Here is an 18,585-nt window from a genome sequence, read left to right as displayed (position 1 = left end):
GACAGTTCAATGGGCCAAGCCGCGATCCTCACGGTCGACGACGACCCGTCCGTCTCCCGCGCCATCGCACGTGACCTGCGCCGCCGGTACGCCGACAGGTACCGGGTGGTCCGGGCCTCCTCCGGCGACGAGGCCCTGGAGGTGCTGCGTGAGCTGAAACTGCGCGGCGGGCGGGTCGCGGTGATCCTCGCCGACTACCGGATGCCGCAGATGAACGGCATCGAGTTCCTGGAGCAGGCGATGGACCTGTTCCCGCACGCGCGGCGGGCGCTGCTCACCGCGTACGCCGACACCGACGCCGCGATCCAGGCGATCAACCTGGTCGACGTCGACCACTACCTGCTCAAGCCGTGGGATCCGCCGGAGGAGAAGCTGTACCCGGTGCTCGACTCGCTGCTGGACGCCTGGGAGGCGACAGGTGAGCAGGAGCTGCCGGACATCCGCCTGGTTGGGCACCGGTGGAGCGAGCCGTCCTTCCAGATCCGCGACTTCCTGGCCCGCAACCTGGTGCCGTACAAGTATTTCGGCGCCGACGAGCCGGAGGGCCGCCGCCTGCTGGAGGCGGCCGAGGCCGGGCCGGAGTCGGTGCCGCTGGTGGTGACGGCCGACGGGCGGGCGCTGTCCCGGCCGAGTGTGCAGGAGGTCGCCGAGGCCGCCGGGCTGTCCACCAACCCGGGCCGCGACTTCTACGACCTGATCATCGTGGGCGGTGGCCCGGCCGGGCTGGGCGCGGCCGTCTACGGCGGCTCGGAGGGCCTCAAGACGCTGCTGATCGAACGGCAGGCGGTCGGCGGGCAGGCCGGGCAGAGCTCCCGGATCGAGAACTATCTGGGCTTCCCGGACGGCATCTCCGGCGCCCAGCTCACCGACCGGGCCCGCCGGCAGGCCGACAAGTTCGCCGCCGAGACGATCAGCACCCGCGAGGTGGTCGGGCTGCGCACCGACGGGTCGGCCCGCACGCTCACCTTCGCCGACGGCGGCGAGGTCTCGGCGCACGCCATCCTGCTGGCCACCGGTGTGTCGTACCGTCCGCTGATCGCCGACGGGGTCGCCGACCTGACCGGGTCGGGGGTGTTCTACGGCTCGGCCGCCACCGAGGGGCCGGCCTGCGCCGGGACCGACGTCTACATCGTCGGCGGCGCCAATTCGGCCGGCCAGGCGGCGCTGTTCTTCTCGCGGTACGCCCGCCGCGTCACCCTGCTGGTCCGTGGCGACTCCCTCGAGTCGTCGATGTCGTACTACCTGATCCAGCAGCTCGCCCAGGTCGAGAACATCGAGGTCCGGACCCGTTGCGAGGTGATCGGCGCGCAGGGCGACGGCCACCTCCAGGCGATCACCATCTGCGACAGCAAGGACGGCACGAAGGCGACCGTCGAGTGCGGCTACCTGTTCGTGTTCATCGGGGCCGAGCCGCGTACCGACTGGCTCGGCGACACGGTGCTGCGCGACGGGAAGGGCTTCATCCGTACCGGAACCGATCTTCTGCTGAACGGGGAGCGCCCGCGGGGATGGGATCGGGACCGGGATCCGTTCTACTTGGAGAGCAGTGTCCCCGGCATCTTCGCGGCCGGCGACGTCCGGGCCAGTTCGGTGAAACGAGTGGCCTCGGCGGTCGGCGAGGGTGCGATGGCCGTCGCGCTGGTCCACCGATACCTGGAGGCTCAGTAACCATGTCCGACATGACCGACGAGATTCGTCTCGAACCCTGCGAGCCCGGCCGGCTCACCACCGGGGATCTGCGTTCGCTCTTCCTCTTCGCGAAACTCACCGACGAGCAGCTGACCTGGCTGGCCGAGCACGGCTGCACCATGCGGGTTCCCGGCGGCGGCCTGGTGCTGCGTGAGGGCGACCCCGCCGTCTCGTTCTTCGTGCTGCTCAGCGGCACGATCACGCTGACCCGGCGGGTCGGGCAGGACGAGGTCACCACCACCCGGACCGAGCAGCGCGGCGTCTACATGGGGGCGACCCAGGCGTACCTGCGGGAGGACGGGGTGCCCCGGACCTACCAGGCGTCGATGCGGGCGATCACCGACGCCGAGTTCTTCGTGCTGTCCGCCGACGACTTCGGCTCGCTCATGCGCGACTGGTTCCCGATGGCGATCCACCTGCTGGAGGGCCTGGCACTGGGGATGCGTAGCTCCCAGGCGGCGATCGGCGAGCGGCAGCGGCTGGCCGCGCTCGGCGCCCTGTCGGCCGGTCTCATGCACGAGCTGAACAATCCGGCCGCCGCCGCTGCCCGGGCGACGAGCGCGCTGCGCCAGCGGGTCGCCGCCATGCGGATGAAACTCGGCAAGCTGGCCGCCGGCAAGGTCGCCCCGGACCGGCTCGTGGCCCTGCTCGAATTGCAGGAGGAGGTCATCGAGCGGGCCGCGAAGGCGCCGGCGCTGACCGCCATGCAGACCGCCGACCTGGAGGACGAGCTCGGCGACTGGATGGACGACCGGAACATCACCAGCGGCTGGGACGTCGCCCCGGTCTTCGCGCAGGGCGGCATCGACACCGAGTGCCTCACCGAGCTGGAGTCCCGGCTCGGCTCCCCGGAGCTGCTGGACCAGGCGATCCACTGGATCGGGTACGCCCTGGAGACCGAGCAGCTGATGAGCGACATCGAGGACGCCACCGGCCGGGTGTCCAGCCTGGTGCACGCGGCCAAACAGTACTCACACGTGGACCGGGCCGCCCACCAGTGGATCGACGTGCACGTCGGTCTGGACAGCACCCTGGTCATGCTCGGTCACAAGATCGGCGACGGGGTGCGGGTGGTCAAGGAGTACGACCGCGACCTGCCCGAGATCCCGGCCCATCCGGCCGAGCTCAACCAGGTGTGGACCAACATCATCGACAACGCGGTCCAGGCCATGAACGGGGCCGGGACGCTGACGATCCGTACCTTCCGTGACGACGACCGGCTCGTGGTCTCGGTCGGCGACACCGGCCCCGGCATCACGCCCGAGGTGCGCAAACGTATCTTCGAGCCGTTCTTCACGACGAAGGCGGTGGGCGAGGGGACCGGGCTGGGCCTCGACATCTCCTACCGCATCGTGGTCAACGGGCACGGCGGCGACATCGAGGTCCGGTCGCAGCCGGGCGACACCAGGTTCCTGATCCGGTTGCCGTTCACCGAGCCGGCGTCAGCCTAGGCGATCCGGTTCACTCACCCGTTCCCTCGGCGGGCTGCTCCTGACCCGGCCCGGGCCCGGTGTCCTTGTCGGCGCCTGTCTCATCCTGCTCCGGCGCGCCGGTCTCGGCGGGGGTGGTCGCCGCCGGGCCCTCGGTCGTGGGGGCCGGCTCGGCCGGGGTGGTGGTGCCGGCCGGCCCGGTGGGCGCCGGGGCCTCGGTCGTCTCGGTGCCGGGCCCGTCCGACGGGACCACGGCCGGCTCCTGCTCCCGCTGGACGTCGTCGCTCTCCTCACCGGCGTTGTCGAACAGGATCGTCGGGCCACCGGTGTCGCGGCCACTGGTCACATCGGCGGCCGACCTTCCCGCGAACAGTTCCGCGGTGGTCAGCACACCCATGCCCAGCAGGAAGAACGCGCCGGTCACGAGGGCGACCCGTTTCCAGTGGATCCGCCGGTCGGGCGCCGCCTCATCGGCTTCCTCCTCGGCCCCGGCGGCCTTCCCGGGGTCCGCGGCCTCCACCGCGGGTGTGCCCACCGCGGCCGGGGCGATCACGAACGCCGACTGGAGCTGCCTGGTGCCGTGGTTGATCGATCGGTGGTAGATCTCCGTCCCGATCGAACTGATCAAGCTCGCCAGCGCGGCCCCGATCACCGTGCCGGCCACCCCGAGGAAGGAGCCGAGCACCGCCGCCGAGACGGCCGCGAGGGTGCCGGCGATGGTCTTCGGAACGTCGATGTTGGACCAGAAACGGCCCGCAGCCTGCTCAGACATATCCTCCTGATCCCTGCCCTCCGACCGCGCGCGAGGTCGCGCCCCTCGCGCGGTTCGTCGTGCGTCGTACTACGCGGATCAGGAAGCCTTTACCTCCACGGAGTTCGCTAAACCCGCCGACTCGGCCGCCACGTGCCGCCGGGTCAGCACCCGGGTCCGCAGGATGCCCGCGACACCCGCCGCGGCCACCAGGAACTGCACCGACATCGCGACCTTGAAGTCATCGATGTGATAGTCGTTACCGCCGCCGGTGCGGTAGTCGAGGATCAGCCCGATCAACTCGATCGTCACGAGCGACGCCACGAACCCGCCCACGTTGACCACACCCGTCGCGGTGCCCAGCCGGCTCGGCGGGTTGAAGCTGCGCGCGAAGTCGAACCCGATCATCGACCCCGGCCCGCCCAGGCCGAGCGCGATCACCAGTGCCACCAGCAGCGGCAGCGGCGCCCGCCCGGGCCAGGCGATCACCACGGCCCACGCGGTCATGTTGATCGCCACGATGCCCAGCACCAGCCACGACCGGCGCAGCGGATGCCGCTGGGTGAGCAGGCCCAGCACCGGCCCGGCCAGCATGCCGGTCACCACGAACACGGTCAGCAGCACACCCGCGGTGGCCCGGCTCAGCCCCTGCCCGGCGACCAGGAACGGCACACCCCACATCAGCGCGAACACCGTGCCGGTGAACTGGCTGGTGAAATGGGCCCACAGCCCCAGCCGGGTGCCCGGGTGCCGCCACGAGCTGCCCAGGTCGGTGCCGAGCTGTTGCCAGCTCACCGGGGCGCCGCTGATCCGACGCTCCGGCGTGTCCCGCAGGGTGGCGAGCGCCACGAGCGCCACGAACACCCCGATGCCGGCCATGCCGAGGAACGCGGTCGTCCAGCCCGGCCCGGCGAGCACGGCGGCCAGAGGCACGGCCGAGAGGATCTGCCCCGCCTGCCCCATCAGCCCGGTCAGCTGGGTGAGCACGGGAACCCGCTTGGCCGGGAACCAGTGCGGCACCAGGCGCAACACGCTGATGAACGTCATCGCGTCGCCCGCGCCGACCAGCACCCGGGCCAGGATCGCCCCGCCCATCCCGTCGGTGAACGCCATCAGCACCTGCCCGGACGCCATCACCACGGCCCCGGCCAGCACGAGCCGCAACGACCCGAACCGGTCCAGCAGCAGCCCCACCGGAATCTGCAATCCCGCGTAGACGAGCAACTGGAGAACGGCGAAGACGGCGAGCGCGCCGGCGCCCACCCCGAACCGCTCCTGGGCGTCGAGCCCGGCCACCCCGATCGAACTGCGGTGCAGCACCGCCACCGTGTACGCGGTCAGGCCGGCGGCCCACACCGCCCAGGGACGCAGGGCCATCAGACGCCTTCCGCAGCGGGGGTAACGTGCAACTACCACCCTTCTCCGTTACCCACACCCCCGGCAACGTGCGTCTTCTCACTTCGTAAGGTGCGTCTCCAGCCAGTTGAGGGTCTCCTGGAGGAAGTCGGCACGGGCGGCCCGGTGCAGCAGCTCGTGGCCCTCGCCGGGGAAGAGCAGGTAGCGGTGCGGGTGGTCGCGGGCGGCCAGGGCGGCGACCACCTGTTCGGCCTCGATCACCGGCACGTTGGTGTCGTTGGCGCCGTGCACCACCAGCAGCGGGGCGCGCAGCCTGTCGATCGAGTGGATCGGGGAGAGTTCGCGCAGCAGTTCGGCGTCGTGGACCGGGTGGCCGTACTTGCTGACCGCCGCGGACGCGATCCACGGCTCGGTGTGTTCGTAGAATGTTGAAAAGTCAGACATGCCGCAGATGTCAACGCCGACGTCGAACAACTCCGGGAACCGGGTCAGCGCGGCGAGCGTGAGGTAACCGCCGTAGGAGCGGCCCATCACACCGACCCGGCCGGCGATCCCAGCGTCGCGCAGATACGCCACGCAGGTCCTGACGTCCTCGATCGCGGCGTGCCGCAGCGCACCGTTGTCGGCGTCGACGAACGAGCGCCCGAACCCCGACGAACCGCGCACGTTGGCGGCGAAGACGGCGATGCCCCGGTCGGCCAGCGACTGGAAGAGCGGTCCGTGACCAGGACGTTCCTGTGCTTCCGGGCCGCCGTGCAGCCACACCACCACCGGATGCGGCCCGGCCGTCCGCGGCGTGAACAGCCATCCGGTCAGCGTCAGCCCGTCATGCGCCGGGAAGGCCCGCAGCTCGGGACAGATCGCCTCGGGCGCGGCCGGCTCCGCGGAGACCGCGCTGATCTCTCCGCTCCGCCACCGCCACACCCAGACACCGTGCGGCTGTCCCGGCCCTTCGGCGGTCAGCCCGAGCACCGACCCGTCGAAACTCCACACCAGGTCACCGGCGACCGCGCCGGGCAGCGGCGTGAGGACGACCGGGACGCGGTCGCCGTCGTGGTCCAGGCTGATCACCGCGACTTCCGATTCGCCACCCCGGACGTTCCACAACAACGCAGCGGTACGCCCATCGGCCGCCACCACGAAGTCCTCGATCTCCGGCTGAAGAGCGGGGATGGTCGCCGGCCCGGGAAGGGTGGGGGAGGTCGCCGAGCCGGGCAGGGCGGGGGCGGCCGGGGACTGGGCCAGCACCTCGACGGCGTCGCCGGCGATCCGGAGCAGGGCCGGGAACTCGCCGTCCTGGCTCAGGGCGTAGACGCAGCCGCCACCGGGACTGAAGACCGCCCGCTCGCCACGGGTGACCGGCTTCTCCGTGCCGAGGGCCAGGTCACGCAGCACGACCTGACGGGCGCCGCGGGGCCCGTACCGCAGAAGCGCGAAGCGTCCCGCCGGGTCCACGTCGAGAAGGGTGACCAGATCGCCCTCGGTGACCACCGTCCGCGTCCCGGCCGTGACGTCGATCAGCACGGCCGTGGTCAGGTTCTCGGTGAGGGCCAGCACCGGCCGCCCGGGCAGCCACCGCATGTTCTCCGCGGTGTCGGCGCCGAACCCGGCCACCTGGTGCAGGTCGGACCCGTCCGGCCGGACCAGCCACACCTCGTGCCGGGGCGCGCCGCCCGGGGCGAGCTGGCAGGCCAGCCAGCCGCCACCGGACGACCATCGGACCGCCGACACCGGCTCGGGACCGGTGTCGACACGGAAGGCCAGCTCGCTGCCGACCGGCTGCACCCAGACGGCCGGCACACCGCCGCGGTCGGAGACGTACGCCATGTGCCGCCCGTCCGGGGACAGCGCCGGCGACCAGTTGCCGGCGACCTCCGATCCGATCGGGCGCCACCCGGCGGGCAGCACGGTCACGTCGGTGCGATGAAGCTGGCCTTCCAAAGGGACCCCCTGTCTACAACTGCTGCAACCACATCTCCAGCAGCGCGAGCTGCCACAACTGGTTCGCCCCGAGCGTGGTGCGCGGGGTGTTCGGGTCGGCGAGGAGCGCGTCCACGTACTCCGGCCGGAACAGCGCCCGGTCCCGGGCCGCGGTCGCGTGCAAGGTGTCGCGGACCAGGTCGAGCACCGGGCCCTCCAGGTGCCGGATGCCGGGCACCGGGAAGTAGCCCTTCGGCCTGTCGATCACCTCGTCCGGGACGAGCCCGCGGGCCGCGTCCTTGAGCACTCCCTTGCCGTCGCGGGCCAGTTTCAGCTCGGGCGGGCAGGCCGCCGCGATCTCCACCAGCTCGTGATCCAGGAACGGTACGCGCGCCTCCAGCCCGAACGCCATAGTCATGTTGTCGACCCGTTTGACCGGGTCGTCGACGAGCATCACCTGCGAGTCGAGGCGCAGCGCGGCATCGACGGCGGTGGTGGCGCCGGGCCGGGCGAAGCTCTGCTCCACGAACTCCCGGCTGACATCGCCGTCCGGCAGCCACCCAGGGTTGAGCTGCCGGGCCAGATCGTGGTGCGACCGGTCGATGAACTCCTTGGCGTACGCCGTGACGGCCTGATCCCGGGGCACACCGGCGAGCGGCGGATACCAGCTGTAGCCGGCGAAGATCTCGTCCGCTCCTTGCCCAGATTGCACGACCTTGACCTGCTTCGCAACATCTTCGCTGAGCAGGTTGAAGGCTATGCAGTCGTGGCTCACCATCGGCTCGCTCATCGCCGCCACGGTCCGCTGCACCGCGGGCAGGAACCGGTCCTGACCGATCCTGATCTGGTGGTGCTCGGTGCCGAACTGCTTCGCGATCAGATCCGAGTACTCGAACTCGTCACCGCTCTCGCCACCACCGGAGTCGAACCCGATGCTGAACGTGGTGAGCCCGGTCTGCCCACGCTCGGCCAGCAGCGCCACGATGAAACTGGAGTCCAGCCCGCCGGACAGCAGCACCCCGACCGGCACGTCGGCCACCATCCGGCGCTCGACCGCCTGGCGCAGCTTCGCCCGTACCGCCGCGGTCCAATCGGTGGAGTCGAGAGTGCGCTCGAACCTGGCCTCCCAGTAGACGCGCTCGCTCGACGTGCCGTCGGCCCGGATCACCCGGACCGTGGCCGGCGGCAGTTTCCGCACCCCGGACAGGATGGTCCGCGGCGCCGGCACCACCGAGTGGAACGTCATGTAGTGGTGCAGCGCGACCTTGTCGATGCTCGTGTCCACCCCACCCGCCGCGAGCAGCGCCGGCAGCGTGGACGCGAACCGCAGCCGGCCGGGCGACTCGGCCAGGTACATCGGCTTGATCCCGAGCCGGTCCCGGGCCAGCGTGACCGTCCCGGTGTCGTGCTCGGCGACCGCGAACGCGAACATCCCGAGGAACCGGGTGACACAGTCGGCGCCCCAGCGGTGGTACGCCTTGAGGATCACCTCGGTGTCCGACGTCGAGAAGAACGTGTACCCGTACCCGATCAGCTCGTCGCGAAGCTGCTGATAGTTGTAGACGCAGCCGTTGAAGACCACGGTGAGCCCGAGCTTCTCGTCGGTCATCGGCTGGGCGCCGGCCTCCGACAGGTCGATGATCTTCAGGCGGCGGTGGCCGAAAGTGATCCGCCCACCGTCCCAGAGTCCGGCGCCGTCGGGGCCACGGGACTCGAGACAGGGCAGCATCCGCCGGATCGCCTCGGTGTCCGCCCGCCGGTCGCCGTAACAGATCTCTCCGGCGATCCCGCACATAAGAATCCTCCTTCTATCCGAGCAGCCAGGTGTCCTTCGAGCCGCCGCCGCGTGAGGAATTGACGATCATGCTGCCGGCCGGGGCGACCCGGGTCAGCGCGGCCGGCGCCACCACCGACTCGGCGCCGGTGAAGACGAACGCGCGCAGATCGACGTGCCGCGGGGCGAGCCGGTGCCCGTCGAAGACCGGATGGGTGGAGAGGTCGACCACCTCCTGGGCCACCCACCGGTGCGGGGCGGTCCGGATCTGCCGGCGCAGCGCGTCCAGCTCGTCGGCGGTCGCGTGCGGGCCGATCACGATCCGGTCGCCGCCGTAGCCGTCGACCGGCTTGCAGACCAGCTCGTCCAGGCGGCCCAGCACCTCCGCCCGCTGGTCCGGGATGCCGCACAGGTAGGTGGGCACGTCGGCGAGCAGCGGTTTCTCGTTCAGGTAGTACTCGATGAGGCGGGGCACGTAGGCGTACACCGCCTTGTCGTCGGCGATGCCGTTGCCCAGCGCGTTGGCCAGCACGATCGTGTCCGCGTGCAGCGCCGACACCAGGCTCGGGCCCAGCGGCATGCCGTCCGCGCCCGGTGAGTGGACCAGGCTGTCCTCGCCCATCCGCAGGTAGATGACGTCGACCACGTGCCGGTGGCCGTTCTTCAGCCGCCACACCCGGCCCTCGTCGACGAACAGCTCGGTGCTGCGGACCACCGGCACCTCCATCGCCTCGGCCAGCATCCGGTGCTCGAACCAGGCCGAGTCGTCCGGGCCCTGGCTGAGCACCACGAGCGCCGGATCGTCGGCGGCGGACGGGCCGGCCGCGTCCAGCAGGGCCCGCTTGAGCAGCTTCGGGGTGTCCTCGACCGAGATCAGCGCGGCCGGGCGGGGCAGCTCCGGCAGGACGCTCCAGGTCAGGCGGCGGTTCTGCATGGCGTAGGCGATCCCGGACGGCACTCGCAGGTTGTCCTCCAGCACGCACCACTTACCGGCGCCGTCCCGCACCAGGTCGACCCCGGCCACCTGGGTACGCACGGCGGGCCGGCTGATCAGGGCGCCGCTGGCCCGCAGCTCCGGGGACCCGTCGATCACCCAGTCCGGCACGATCCCGTCGGCCACCACCTGACGGTCGCCGTAGACGTCACCGAGGAACGCGTTCAGCGCCCGCACCCGCTGGACCAGGCCCTTGCGCAGGCCGGCCCAGTCGTCGGCGGGCACGATCCGGGGCACCAGGTCGAACGGGAACAGCCGGGTCGCCGCCTCGCCGGCGACACTGAACGTGATGCCGCGGGCCCGCTGCTCGTCGTCCCGGGCGTCCTCACGCTGCCGCAGGCCGGTCGCGCCGAGCGAGGTCAGCACCGGCAGGATCCCCGCGTACGACGGGGCGACCCGCCCGCCCGGGAACGCCTCGTCGCCGTCGGCCACGTACGCCTCGATCAGCGCCGGCGCCGGAGACCCGGCCGGACCGGACTCGGTGACGCCCCCGCGGGTGTCGGCCACCAGCAGGTCCACCACGTCGGACAGGCGCCCGCGCCGGGCCAGCGCCCGCCGCTGCCGGGCCGCCGAACTGCCCCGGCTCAGCGCCCGCAGGGTGAGATCGAACACCTGATCCCAGTCGCCGAGCTCCTCCAGCTGCGGGCGCAGCTCACCGACCAGGCGCTCCACCGCGACCGCGGCCGGCACCGGAACCGGCGACCGGGGCAGATCCAGCAGATCGCCCTCCAGCCCGGAGCGGGCGGCCCGCCACATCGCGGCCCGGTGCAGCGGCGGCCGAGACGCCGGCAGCGGCACACCGGCGCGGTGCTCGTCGCGGGCGCGCAGCACCAGAGCGCGGAAGAGCCCGGCCAGCAGGATCACCGTCTCGACGTCCGGGCTGGCGTCGGTCACCCGCAGCTCCACGGTGGGCACGTGCGCCGACGGCCGGACGTCGAAGTAGACCATCTTCGGATCACTGATCGTCCCGGACGCGATCAGGTCGCTGACCAGCGCCTCGTGCTCGGCGGCGGAGTGCAGCGGGCCGCTGTCGCCGGCGGTCGGCCAGCGCATCCACACCAGCGAGCGGACGCTGGCGTACCCGGAGTCCTCACCGAGCCAGTAGGGCGAGCTGGTGGAGAGCGCGAGCAGCACCGGCAGCACCGGGGCCACCCGCTGCGCCACCGCGACCGCCTCGTCCCGGTCCGGCACCCCGACGTGCACCTGGGTGCCGCAGATCAGCTGCTCCCGGACCAGCATCTGGTATTCGTGCAGCATCCGCTGGTAGCGCGACGTCGGCGTGACCGGCAGCGCGTCCAGATCGACCAGCGGCACGGTGCCCGCCGCGACCAGGCCCAGACCGAGCGACTCGGCCGTCCGGATCGCCTCCCGGCGCCGCTGCGCGACGCCGGTCCGCAGGTCGTCGAGGGTGCTGCTGACCGGCGTGTTGGTCTCCACCACCGATCGGTGCAGCTCCGCGGAGAAGTGTCCGGCGTCCAGCCGGTCCAGGATCTCCGGCGCCCGGGGTACGAGCTCCCGCGTCCCGAGGTCGACGACGTGCAGCTCCTCCTCCACGCCGAGGGTCAGGGCGGACCGGTCGGGGGTGCGGTGGTGTTCAGCCTGCAGTGACTCCGTCATGGGGACCGCCCTCGTGAATTCGCCATCAATCCGCCGTATCCGTCGGAGCTTCCCCATCGGATGTAGCCAATTCGTGACGTGCCCATTTCGTGCCACGGTCAAGCATGACGATCACGACACGGCCGACCGGGCGGTCAGACTGCTCCAGCTCACCGGTACTCTCCCCGGTGACGCCCGACACCCGGAGGTCAGGAAATGAGCAGCGTTGTCGTCATCACCGGATCGGCCGGTCTGATCGGATCAGAGGCGGTCCGGCATTTCGCCGGTCTCGGCATGGACGTGGTCGGGGTCGACAACGACATGCGCGGCTACTTCTTCGGCGCCGACGGATCCACCCAGTGGAACCTCCAGCGGCTGGTCAAGGAGGTCGGCGACCGCTACACGCACCACAGCGTGGACATCCGTGACCGCGACGGCCTGGACAAGCTGTTCGCCGGTCTCGGGTCGAACGTCGGCCTGGTCATCCACGCCGCCGCGCAGCCGAGCCACGACTGGGCCGCCCGCGAGCCGTTCACCGACTTCGACGTCAACGCGGTCGGCACGATCAACATGCTGGAGGCGACCCGGCGGCACGCCAAGGACGCCCCGTTCATCTTCACTTCGACCAACAAGGTGTACGGCGACACGCCGAACTCCCTGCCGCTGGTCGAGCTGGACACGCGCTGGGAACTGCCGGAAGACCACAAGTGGTACGGCGGCATCGACGAGACCATGTCGATCGACAGCAGCATGCACTCGGTCTTCGGCGCCTCGAAGGTGGCCGCCGACATCATGGTGCAGGAGTACGGCCGCTACTTCGACATGCCGACCGCGGTGTTCCGGGGTGGCACGCTGACCGGTCCCGGGCACTCGGCGGCCGAGCTGCACGGCTTCCTGGCCTACGTGATGCGCTGTGTGATGGAGCAGCGGACGTACAAGATCTTCGGCTACAAGGGCAAGATGGTCCGCGACGCCATCCACTCGCACGACCTGATCACCGCGTTCGAGGCGTTCCACCGGGCCCCGCGGGTCGCCGAGATCTACAACATGGGCGGCGGCCGGTTCTCCAACTGCTCGCACATCGAGGCCTTCAAGATCGCCTCGGAGATCACCGGCCTGGAGGCGCAGACCGAGTACGTCGACCAGAACCGGATGGGCGACCACCAGTGGTGGATCAGCGGCACCGGCCGGTTCGAGCAGCACTACCCGGACTGGAAGCTCACCTACGACGTGCCGGCCATCCTGCGCGAGATCTACGAGGCCAACCAGGAGCTGTGGAAGGCCTGATCGAATCCTGATTGGATTCGGCCCGATAGATTCAACGTCATGAGCGTCGGGTCGGGACGGGTGATCGCCGGGCGGTACCGGCTGGGTCGGATGCTGGGCCGCGGCGGGATGGGCGCGGTCTGGCAGGCCGAGGACACGCTGCTCGGCCGGGACGTGGCGCTCAAAGAGGTGTGGGGCCCCGGCCGGCCCTCCGATCCACAGGTGCGGCGGACCCTGCGGGAGGCACAGGCCGCGGCCCGCCTCCGGCACCCGTCCATCGTGACCGTCTACGACGTGGTCACCGACGACGGCGCCCCGTGGATCGTGATGGAGCTGGTCGAGGGCCGGTCCCTGGCCGAGACCATCGCCGAGCACGGCCTGCTCACCGAACGCCGGACCGCCGAGATCGGCCTGCACGTGCTCGACGCGCTCCGGGCCGCGCACCGGGAGGGCATCGCCCACCGCGACGTCAAACCGGCGAACATCCTCCTGGAGGAGGACCGGGTGGTGCTGACCGATTTCGGCATCGCCGCGATCGACGACGCGACCGCCCTCACCGCGACCGGCCAGATGGTCGGATCCCCCGCCTACCTTGCGCCGGAACGGATCAACGGCCAGCCCGCGACGGCGGCCGCCGACCTGTGGTCGCTCGGTGTGACGCTCTACACGGCGGTGACCGGCCGATCCCCGTTCCAGCGTGAGGACACCCAGGCCACGCTGGCCGCGATCCTGCACCACAGGCCGGAGACCCCACCGCACGCGGGCCGCCTGTGGCCGGTGATCAAGGGCCTGCTCGACAAGGACCCGGTCCGCCGCCTCGGCGCCGACCAGGCCCGCGAGCTGCTCGCCAACGTCACCTCCGATCCGGCCACCTCGGAGGCCGCGGCCAGACGGCGTCCCCGCTGGTGGCCGTTGCGTCAGACCCGCCCGGAGGACACACCGGACGGCTTGCCCGGCACCCTGGTGGCCCCGTCGCCGACGCTCGCCGCGCCCACCGCCCACCAGCCGGCTTCCGCCGGGGCACCCGATCCGGAGCCGATCACCGTCGCCGAACCGGCCGCGGGCATCCTTGGCTCCACTTCCTCGCCGACAGCGACCGAGGTGGTCGATCTCTCCTCTTCGACGGAGGTCGGCAACGCGGTCGGCAACGCGGCCGGCACTGCGGTCGGCAACGCGGTGGGCACTGCGGCCGGCACCGCTGGCGCTGCCTCGTCCGGCATTTCGGATTTGCCGGTTGTTTCGGGTGGGCCGGAGGTGGCTGCCGATGCCGAGGCGGACTCCTCGGCCGGCCCGGGCGCTGATGTCGCGACGGTCGTCGCTGCGGACTCCGGTGGTGAGCCGACGGTCGTCGCTGCGGACTCCGGTGGTGAGCCGGCGGTCGCCACGGAAGCGCCGGAGCCGGCCACCCTCCCCGTCCCGACGGTGGATCTGGGCAGCGCGATCGACGACACGACCGGGCTGGTGGTGGCCGATGCGGCCACGTTGCGCGATCCAGGGCCGGCGGGGGGTTCCCGGGGCCGCACCGTGACGCCGCTGCCCGCCCATCCCGGGGCGGCGAGCGCATCGCGCCGGTCCGGGAAGGTGCGGGTGTGGCCGGTCGCCGCGGTGGTGACCGGGGTGCTGCTCGCGGGCGGTTCGGTGCGCCTGTTCTGGCCCGACTCCGGGCCCGGCGGCGGTGAGCCGGCCGCGGCCGCCCCGAGCGGTGAGAGCGCGGCGCCCTCGGCTGCGGTGTCGGCGTCGGTGGTGGCGCAGCCCGCGAAACCGGTCAACCCGAACCTGGACGCCTGCCTGGTGGGCACCTGGCGGACGGTGTCGGAGCAGGTCGTCAATCACTTCGAGGGCGTCGACGCCGTGTTCACCAGCAAGGGCGGCCTGATCTTGCGGATCCGGGAGAACGGCGATGCTGTCGCGGACTACAGCAAGATGGCGCCGCTGACCGCGACGATCAATGGAAACCGCTACGTGGAGACGCTGCGGGGTGTCCGGAAGTCGCATCTGGAGACCCGTAACGGCAGCCTCTACGGTTCCGGGTTCTCCGGCGGTCCGACCTACAAGATGACGCGTAACGGGAAGAAGCAGTCGATCAAGCTCACCAACCCGACGACGTCGTACAAGTTGGCGTACTCCTGTTCGGAGAGCAGGTTCACGGTCTACGGCGACGACAATCACTCCACCGACATCTACGAGCGGGTCAGCCGTACCCCATGATCGGGGTTTTGGTCGGCGTTTTCGCACTTCCTGTGGGTTTTCTGTAAGGGGCGTTTACGTAATGACCCGTTAACCAAGATTCGGTACATTGCCGAAATGTCCGACTTGACGCAGTTTTTGCGCCGGGACTTGCCGGCGTCCATCGTCGTGTTCCTGATCGCCATCCCGTTGTCCCTCGGCATCGCCGCGGCCTCGGGTGCGCCACTACTCGCAGGATTGGTCGCCGCAGTGGTCGGCGGCATCGTTGCAGGCGCCCTAGGAGGCGCTCCATTACAGGTCAGCGGCCCCGCTGCCGGCCTCACCGTGATCGTCGCCGGCACCGTCGCCGACTTCGGTTTCGCCGGCACGGCGGCCATCGTCGCGGTCGCCGGCCTGGTTCAGATCGCACTCGGCGCCTCCCGCCTGGGCCGCGCCGCTCTCGCCCTGTCACCCGCCGTCGTGCACGGCATGCTCGCCGGGATCGGCCTGGTCATCGCACTCAGCCAGGTGCATGTGATGCTCGGCGGCGCACCGCAGAGCTCCGCCTGGCACAACCTGATCGACCTGCCCGGCCAACTGGTCGCCCACCACGGCACGGCCGCGATCCTCGGCGTGCTGACGGTCGCGATCCTGGTGCTCTGGCCGCGCCTGGTCCGCTGGTCGCTGCTGCCGGCCGCGCTGGTCGCGGTGGTGTCGATGACCGCCGTCGCCACCGCCATGAACGCCGACGTGGACCGCGTGGACCTGCCCGACGAACCCCTGTCCGGCCTGATCCGGCCGGCCTGGCCGGACGCGCCGCTGCGCGAGATCACCGTCGCGGTGCTGACCATCGCGATCGTCGCCAGTGTCGAGTCGCTGCTGTCCGCGGTGGCCGTGGACCGGCTGCACGACGGCCCGCGCGCCGACCTCAACCGGGAACTGGTCGGCCAGGGGGTCGCCAACACCGCGTCCGGGCTGCTCGGTGGCCTGCCGGTGACCGGCGTGATCGTGCGCAGCTCGACGAACGTGGCCGCCGGCGCCCGGACCCGCGCCTCAGCGATCATGCACGGCCTGTGGATCGCGGCGTTCGTGCTGTTCTTCGCCGACCTGCTGGAGACCATCCCGATGGCGGTGCTGGCGGCCGTGCTCATCGTCGTCGGTCTGCGGCTCGTCGACCTCGGTCAGATCCGCACCTACGCCCGGCACCGGGAACTGCCCACCTACCTGGTCACCGCGCTCGGCGTGGTCTTCACCGACCTGCTCACCGGCGTGGCCCTCGGCATGATCGTCGCAGCCGTGTTCATCCTGTGGCGGCTCACCCGCTCGGAGATCCGCCGGGTCGAACGTGCCCCCGGCGAGTGGCTGGTCACCATCAACGGCACCCTGTCGTTCGTCGAGTCGGCCCGGCTCAGCCGTGAGCTCGGGGCCCTGCCGTCGGGCGCGGACGTCGAGGTGGAACTGCACCTCGACTATCTCGACCACGGGGCGTTCGAGACGATCCGGGACTGGCGGTCCGGTTACGAGCGGGCCGGCGGCACGGTGACCGTACGCGAGGTGCACGATTCGTGGTTCCACCAGGCCACGTCGGGCCGGCTCGGCGACGGCAAGCGCACCCCGCGGCTGGTCGGCTCGTGGTCCCGCTGGCAGGACATGGACCAGCAGCGCCGCGGCGCGATGGCGGCCGGGATCGCCGAATTCGAACGGACGGTCGCCCCGATGGTCCGCCCGCACCTGGCCGACCTGGCCCGGGACGGGCAGAGCCCGCAGCAGCTCTTCATCACCTGCGCCGACTCCCGGGTGGTGCCCAACCTGATCACCGCGAGCGGGCCGGGCGACCTGTTCTGCGTCCGCAACATCGGCAACATCGTCCCGCCGCACAGCGCCGCCGACGATTCGGTGGGCGCAGCGGTCGAGTACGCGGTCGACATCCTCGGCGTCACCACGATCACCGTCTGCGGCCACTCCGGCTGTGGAGCGGTGCGCGCCCTGATGAACGGCGCCGCCCGCGAGGGTTCGGCGCTCGGCGGCTGGCTGGCCAACTCTGGTGTCCGGTTCAGCGACCCGGACGACGAGGAGCGCTGCTGCACCGGCAACGTGGTGCAGCAGCTCACCAACCTGCGGACGTATCCGGTGGTCCGGGCGGCCGAGGCGGCCGGCCGTCTCCGCCTGACCGGCATGTACTTCGACCTGGCCGAGGCCCGCATGTACGAGGTCGACCCGGTCCTCGGCGTCCGCCGCCCGGTAGCCGTCCAGCCCGCCGCCTGACCGAAATCCCGCGTGGTGACCTGCGGTCCGATCCGCGCCACAGGTCACCACGCGGCGTGTCACCACGCGGGTGGTCAGCGGGGGACGAACAGCAGGCGGTCGCGGAACTGGTCCAGCTTCGCCGGGGTGAGGCCTTCGCAGTAGACGACCAGCTCCTCCGGGCTGGTGAAACCGTCGTGCCGGTCGCGGGCCTCGACGATCCGGTCGGCCAGGGCCCGGTCGATGGTCAGGTAGCGGACCAGCCAGTCGGCCGGGACGTGGTTGACGTCGACCAGGCCGCCGTCGTCGTACTGGCGGCCGGGCAGGTCGGGGCGGCCGATCATCAGCTCGGTCGCCATCGCCGGCTGGCTGACCTGGAGCTGGCGGGACTCCTCGCGGCGGGCGGCCCGCCACTGCGCCGCGGCCAGGGCCGGGTCGACGCCGGTGCCGTGCTGCCAGGGCGACGGCGGGTACTGGGTCAGCAGGTGCTGGTGCCGCCGGGCCGCCTTGCGGTACCAGCGGTCCCGTACTTTCGCCTGCAAGGCCGCGACGTGGATGGTGCCGACGATCCACAGCATCAGCGAGACGATGGCGACCACGGCGTTCTCGTCGTCGGACTCGTAGCCCGCCGACGTGACCGACCGGGCCACCAGGAGCGCGGCGATCCCCGCGAAGTATCCGAACCCGAGCAGCGTGTGCAGCCTGGACCGCAGCTTCACACCGGCCAGGATGACCATGATCGGCGTGCCGTATCCGCAGGTGAACAGCGGAATCAGATACCACCACCCGGTCCGGGGCGGGGTTTCCTGGTGCCATCCGGGCGCGACGCGTGGATCGGGTTGCATTCCTCGACGGTAGGCCGCGGTTTCAAGCGGCCCGCAGGAAGGTGCCCAGTTCGGTGTCCTGCTCGGCGGTCATCGGCTCGCGCGGGATGTCGAAGGTCGCGCCGCCCCGGTGCCGCAGCACGTAGGCGTCGTCGGTGGCGCGGAACGAGACGAAGTCCGGCCAGGCGATCTCGGTGGTCGACCCGTCCGTGCGTGAGGCGTAGGACTCCTCGGTGAGGGTCCAGGTGCGCGGGGCCAGCCGGGAGTCCGGGACGCTGATCGCCCGCCGCCAGTGCCAGCCGGCTGTGGCCAGCGGCACCAGCGCCAGCACGGCCAGCGGGACGGCGAGGAGCAGGGAGTTTCCACTGAACTCGCCGCCGACGGCGAGCAACAGGGCGACCGCCAGGAGGGTGGCGCCGGCGATGGCGTACGGCTGTGCCTTGCGCTCCGCCCCGGCGGAGAGGACCCGGCGGAAGTAGGCACGGGTGCGGGCGTGGGTGAACTCGATGTGCACCGATGGATCGTACGAACGTGCCCGCGCCGTCCGTGGCGCGGGCACGTCCTGTCCGGTGTGG

Annotated in this window: 12 protein-coding genes; 5 read left to right on the top strand and 7 right to left on the bottom strand. The window is 71.2% G+C overall.

The features are described 5' to 3' along the window. Nucleotides 1–9 precede the first annotated feature (9 nt). Both AB0E94_RS13500 and AB0E94_RS13495 read left to right on the top strand, forming a co-directional pair. The gene (locus AB0E94_RS13500) at nucleotides 10–1,668 is read left to right on the top strand and encodes an FAD-dependent oxidoreductase (protein WP_360325947.1); all 1,659 of its coding nucleotides are present in this window, start codon (nucleotides 10–12) and stop codon (nucleotides 1,666–1,668) included. Between the two features lie 2 nt (nucleotides 1,669–1,670). Continuing rightward, nucleotides 1,671–3,140: an ATP-binding protein gene (locus tag AB0E94_RS13495; RefSeq protein WP_360325945.1), complete on the top strand. Its 1,470-nt coding sequence runs from the start codon at nucleotides 1,671–1,673 to the stop codon at nucleotides 3,138–3,140. Between the two features lie 10 nt (nucleotides 3,141–3,150). Here the strand turns inward: AB0E94_RS13495 and AB0E94_RS13490 are convergent, their stop codons facing one another. From AB0E94_RS13490 to AB0E94_RS13470, 5 genes are all read right to left on the bottom strand, one after another. Further along, nucleotides 3,151–3,891 (bottom strand): hypothetical protein, encoded by a 741-nt coding sequence (locus tag AB0E94_RS13490; RefSeq protein WP_360325944.1) that lies wholly within the window; start codon nucleotides 3,889–3,891, stop codon nucleotides 3,151–3,153. Between the two features lie 78 nt (nucleotides 3,892–3,969). Continuing rightward, complete coding sequence (locus tag AB0E94_RS13485; RefSeq protein WP_360325943.1) at nucleotides 3,970–5,247, bottom strand: MFS transporter; 1,278 nt, start codon at nucleotides 5,245–5,247, stop codon at nucleotides 3,970–3,972. A gap of 78 nt (nucleotides 5,248–5,325) precedes the next feature. Continuing rightward, nucleotides 5,326–7,140: a S9 family peptidase gene (locus tag AB0E94_RS13480; protein ID WP_360325941.1), complete on the bottom strand. Its 1,815-nt coding sequence runs from the start codon at nucleotides 7,138–7,140 to the stop codon at nucleotides 5,326–5,328. Between the two features lie 40 nt (nucleotides 7,141–7,180). Next, on the bottom strand, nucleotides 7,181–8,941 hold the full coding sequence (locus AB0E94_RS13475) for an N-acetylglutaminylglutamine amidotransferase (protein ID WP_360325940.1): 1,761 nt from the start codon (nucleotides 8,939–8,941) through the stop codon (nucleotides 7,181–7,183). Nucleotides 8,942–8,954: 13 nt separating this feature from the next. Then, nucleotides 8,955–11,531, bottom strand: a complete 2,577-nt coding sequence (locus AB0E94_RS13470; RefSeq protein ID WP_360325938.1) for a carboxylate--amine ligase/circularly permuted type 2 ATP-grasp protein — start codon at nucleotides 11,529–11,531, stop codon at nucleotides 8,955–8,957. Nucleotides 11,532–11,726: 195 nt separating this feature from the next. Here AB0E94_RS13470 and AB0E94_RS13465 point away from each other — a divergent pair, with 195 nt between their 5' ends. The 3 genes from AB0E94_RS13465 to AB0E94_RS13455 all read left to right on the top strand — a co-directional run bounded on the left by AB0E94_RS13465 (nucleotide 11,727) and on the right by AB0E94_RS13455 (nucleotide 17,207). Continuing rightward, on the top strand, nucleotides 11,727–12,797 hold the full coding sequence (locus AB0E94_RS13465) for an NAD-dependent epimerase/dehydratase family protein (protein ID WP_360325936.1): 1,071 nt from the start codon (nucleotides 11,727–11,729) through the stop codon (nucleotides 12,795–12,797). 39 nt (nucleotides 12,798–12,836) lie between these two features. After that, nucleotides 12,837–14,984 (top strand): protein kinase, encoded by a 2,148-nt coding sequence (locus AB0E94_RS13460; RefSeq protein WP_360325935.1) that lies wholly within the window; start codon nucleotides 12,837–12,839, stop codon nucleotides 14,982–14,984. A 96-nt stretch (nucleotides 14,985–15,080) separates the two neighbouring features. Further along, the gene (locus AB0E94_RS13455; RefSeq protein WP_360325934.1) at nucleotides 15,081–17,207 is read left to right on the top strand and encodes a bifunctional SulP family inorganic anion transporter/carbonic anhydrase; all 2,127 of its coding nucleotides are present in this window, start codon (nucleotides 15,081–15,083) and stop codon (nucleotides 17,205–17,207) included. Nucleotides 17,208–17,281: 74 nt separating this feature from the next. On the opposite strand, the gene AB0E94_RS13450 is transcribed toward AB0E94_RS13455, so the two are convergent. Both AB0E94_RS13450 and AB0E94_RS13445 read right to left on the bottom strand, forming a co-directional pair. Beyond that, nucleotides 17,282–18,031, bottom strand: coding sequence for a helix-hairpin-helix domain-containing protein (locus AB0E94_RS13450; RefSeq protein WP_360325932.1), 750 nt, complete (start codon nucleotides 18,029–18,031; stop codon nucleotides 17,282–17,284). A 22-nt stretch (nucleotides 18,032–18,053) separates the two neighbouring features. Next, nucleotides 18,054–18,524 carry a YcxB family protein gene (locus tag AB0E94_RS13445; RefSeq protein WP_360325930.1) on the bottom strand — a complete coding sequence of 157 codons (471 nt, stop codon included), beginning with the start codon at nucleotides 18,522–18,524 and terminating at the stop codon, nucleotides 18,054–18,056. Nucleotides 18,525–18,585: the final 61 nt, after the last annotated feature.

It is taken from the genome of Actinoplanes sp. NPDC026670, from assembly GCF_040638175.1.
In the GTDB taxonomy this organism is placed as follows: domain Bacteria; phylum Actinomycetota; class Actinomycetes; order Mycobacteriales; family Micromonosporaceae; genus Actinoplanes.
This window is presented reverse-complemented; position numbering and strand designations above follow the sequence as displayed.